The organism is Williamwhitmania sp. (assembly GCA_035529935.1).
GTDB lineage: Bacteria > Bacteroidota > Bacteroidia > Bacteroidales > Williamwhitmaniaceae > Williamwhitmania.
Genome location: DATKVT010000165.1, coordinates 1 through 3684 on the forward strand (window position 1 = coordinate 1; position 3684 = coordinate 3684).

The 3684-nt window shown below is 46.0% G+C and carries 3 protein-coding genes; 1 reads left to right on the forward strand and 2 read right to left on the reverse strand.

Going from position 1 to position 3684, the window contains the following annotated elements:
* A partial coding sequence (locus VMW01_12390) for a transposase (protein HUW07050.1) occupies positions 1-199 on the forward strand: 199 nt, incomplete at its 5' end.
* A 579-nt stretch (positions 200-778) separates the two neighbouring features.
* Here the strand turns inward: VMW01_12390 and VMW01_12395 are convergent.
* Together VMW01_12395 and VMW01_12400 are read right to left on the reverse strand one after the other, a co-directional pair.
* Positions 779-2392, reverse strand: a complete 1614-nt coding sequence (locus VMW01_12395) for a mucoidy inhibitor MuiA family protein (protein ID HUW07051.1) — start codon at positions 2390-2392, stop codon at positions 779-781.
* Positions 2393-2618: 226 nt separating this feature from the next.
* Positions 2619-3684, reverse strand: a 1066-nt coding sequence (locus tag VMW01_12400) for a hypothetical protein (protein HUW07052.1), incomplete at its 5' end; no start/stop codon positions are given.

Consider the following 3684-nt stretch of genomic DNA (forward strand, 5'->3'; position numbering starts at 1 on the left):
TATAACGGCAAAAGAAATATTTAGGCTTCATCCAGAAGTAAAAAAGCAGCTTTGGGGTGGTGAGTTTTGGACTAAAGGATTTTATGTAAATACAGTAGGTAAGCATGGAGATGAATCTACAATACAAGCGTATGTAAAGGGGCAAGGTCGAGAAAAAGAATATATAAAGATACACAGTCAGCAACTGTCTTTGTTTTAATACCTCGTCAGCTCTGCTGCGAGGTAGTTTATTAAGGATTCTTGGATTGAGCAGAGTAACAATAGTTTCAGAATAGTTTCTCACCAAATTGATCATGAAGTTAATGAAGAAACATCTGTTGATAGCATCGTCTCAGATAAGTTTGAGTATTATAAGTTTGATACAGATAACTTTGTAAAAGTTGATACACTTGTAATAAAAAAAGAGGATTATAAACTTTTTAACGAAAAATAATCGTATAGGGATATTTATACCAGATTGCTCTGTATCGCTAAATCTTTCAGGAGTTAAAGCCTTCTCATTTATTCTATTCTGCTGTTCCGATGGATAGGTTTGGTATGTTTGTATCGCAAGATCGCGAACCACAATCTTTTATATTTGTATGTGTCTGAGGATGTCATTCGCAACCATATACATACCAATCATTTAGAGTAGGAAAAGTTTCAAGTATTCCTGGCTTTTGGATTATTCATTTTTGCTATTTTAAAAAAAATAGAGACGCAAAATCTTGCGTCTCTACATTCAGTTGAATCCTTTTTATTCTTCTGACTTCCTATAACTTCCTCCTCTTCCTCTTTTCTACTCCAAAATCACCTTACTCTTCTTGGGATACCTTACCGAGTAGCTGAAGGTAATTTTCTTGGTCTCCTTTGGCTGTAGGGTGAAGGTCCAGGCTAGTAGGCCGGTTTTGTCGTCGTAGCTGGCACCCCAGAGGTCACCAGGTTCCACGGTAATATCGCTGCTGGTGGAGAGCGGAATTTGGTCGTTAACGGTAATGTCCGCCTTCTGCGACTTGTTGTTGCGCACGGTGATTACCCATGTGCGGGTATCCTTCCGCTGCGAGCTGAGCATCTGGGTGGCGGAGAAGTCTTTTTGCTTTTCGCGGTTTATGCTTATGCCGTTATCGCGACCCAGCGAAATGTTCACGGTGTCGGAGGCATCGCGGGTGCTGAGGTAGGTTGACCCAACAAAGGTTCCTTCAAAGTAGAGGTTTGCCATGCCGTCCTGAAGGCTATAGGCTTCCCAACCAGTTATTCCAGCGGAGAGGAACACGGCCTTGTCAAGCTTGGGCACGCTTTGGTAGGTGTAGGTGGCCGGTAGGGTGAAGTCGGCAATGCTCACGTTGTAGGGGTTGTTATCCGATGGAACGGTGGATAGGTCGGCAACCTCAAATTCGGCAGTGGTTTCGTTGTTACGTAGGTTCGATGGTGCACTTGACTTTTTACTTTCCCTACTTACCCCATAGCTAGTCGCCACTGCTTCCTCACGTGGTTCTTCACCATATTCAAAGGCTTTGTCGCTCATCATCTTCATGGGCATTGGTGCAGGCGCAGGTTCATAAAAGGAGAGATACCAAGGGGTGATGTCAGGCTTTACTCCATTCCTGGTGGGGTTTCCAGACGAGAGTACCAACCTTACCTTGTCCCAGTTCTCCCCACAATTTTGAACTACAGTTGCTCTATATCCAAAGGTTACGGGGTTATTAATGTCCTTAATGCGTAGGTCGTAGTATGGTGTCCAGCTGGCTTGACTTACCAGGTAGGAGATGGTGAGTTCACTGGTGGTAGCTGTTTTTGTGGATACCATCAGCCTTATTACTCCGGTGGGTTGGTCGAGTTGAGCGTTAAGCTCCTGCAGCTGCTGGTTTATCTTTCCAATTTCTTTGTTTAGCTGGGCAATGCTGTTCTGCGATGCCAACCTCATGTTGCTAATTTCCGTCAGACGGCTACGAAAGAAATCGGCGGCTTCGCGCAACTCAACAATCTTGACACCAGAATTTTGGCTGCCCAGCTTCTGGTTTTCATGGAGCAGGTTCTCCTCCTGCTGCAGAATGGATATTTTGTTCTGCTCAATGGTCACCTTATCCTGCAGCGATTTTAGCTGGGTTTGAAGGTTGGTTATCTCTACCGTTTTAGTCTGCCTATTCAGGTAGTCGATGCTCTGGGTTAGAGAAAGTATGGTAACGTCGTTGCTTAACCCTGCGCTAATGGATTGGGCATTAATGTTGGGCGATAGCCCTGCCAGCACCAGTTGGGTGGTTCCTGCCTTCAGATCGACCGGAGCGTTGCGGGTTATTTGGGCTCCGGAAACAAATACGGTAACCTTCTCGATTTTTGAGTTTACAGGCACCTGTGCCTTAGTGGTTAGCGAAAAGCATACAAGGGAAGCAAGAGCTAATAATTTAACTTTCATATCGGTGGTATTTATAGTTGTATGATAATGATTCTTTTAATTAAAAAATCCATACCAAGTTAAGGAATTGTGTAAAGCAATCGGCTATTATTGAGAAATATTCAGGCTACATCATTTATTCGTTATACCTTATATAATGGTAAAAAGAGAAAACCCGACATCGTCAGCCTCTGGCTGACGATGCGGGTTTTCAGGGTAATCTACTGATCGGCTTATATAACTGGGTTTATAGTATCGGTAGAATGGCTCCGTCGCTAACCGCCGTAAGGTCCTTCACCACAATGTCGTAATCCACCTTTTTCCCTATTACCTTTTCACGTTCGGCAATTTTGCTCCGGTGAAACTCCCGTATCTCAGCGTCGAATGGAAGGTTGCCAAAGTCATAGAAACGAGCTGCTCCAGTGGCATCTTTTACCCCCATCACCTTTGATTTAACCAGCTGGCTGGTGGAGTATGGCTGGTCAAGAACACCTTCGGCAATGGCGGCTGCTGTGCCAACAACAATGTCGTTATTACCCAGTTGAAGTACCTTTTCCAGCATGGCACGGGTCTCAATTTCGGTATAGTAGGCTTCCTGCCTTACATCGGCATTGTCGAGCACGTTGAAATGCTGAGCTTGCAGCATATTGATGGCCATTCCTGCACATCGAAAGCTGTGAGCCGTCCCGTGCTTGGTAGGGATGTGGTGTGCCTCGTCGATTGTTCGGGAGCCAACAACCTGAACTTGTCCCAGCACTGCCAGAACCGAGTAGTAGGAGATGAGGCCGTAGACCTGATCCTGCTCCAACGGAAACCGGCCAGTGGGGCTTACGCAGTAGGTGGTTAGCTTTACATCGTTGTAGCCAAAACGGTCGAGATACTCCCTGGCTAGCTTACGGAACGTAACAATCATCCCCAAGTCTTGTGCAAAGTGCCCCTGCACCCAACAGTTGAGCTGCATGTGTTTTACACCCTGTTCCGCCGCAATGAGCACCTCAATAATTTCGGGTGCGAGCATTAGCGAAGGTGGGCTCGTGGCTGGCATGGCACCGCTTACACAGTAGAGCATGGGAACTCCATGCTCCTCGTAGTGACCCATGAGCCTATTGATGTATTGAAAGTTGTGAATTATCTGCTCAACAGGCACATTCTTGGTGTAGTTCCAGAAGCTAATAAGCGGACCTCCGGAGTAGCCCGTATGACCGCCAGCAAGGCCAATCTCGTGAGTGAGGCGGGCATCGGGGGTAGGACCGAAGAGCAGCACAGGAATGTTCAAGGCATTTATTATCTCCCTATTTCCTTTCACTCCATGC

What these genes read in the sequence shown, in the direction of transcription:
- VMW01_12395 (HUW07051.1), bottom strand. Translation starts at nt 2,392, where the DNA reads ATGAAAGTTAAATTATTAGCTCTTGCTTCCCTTGTATGCTTTTCGCTA.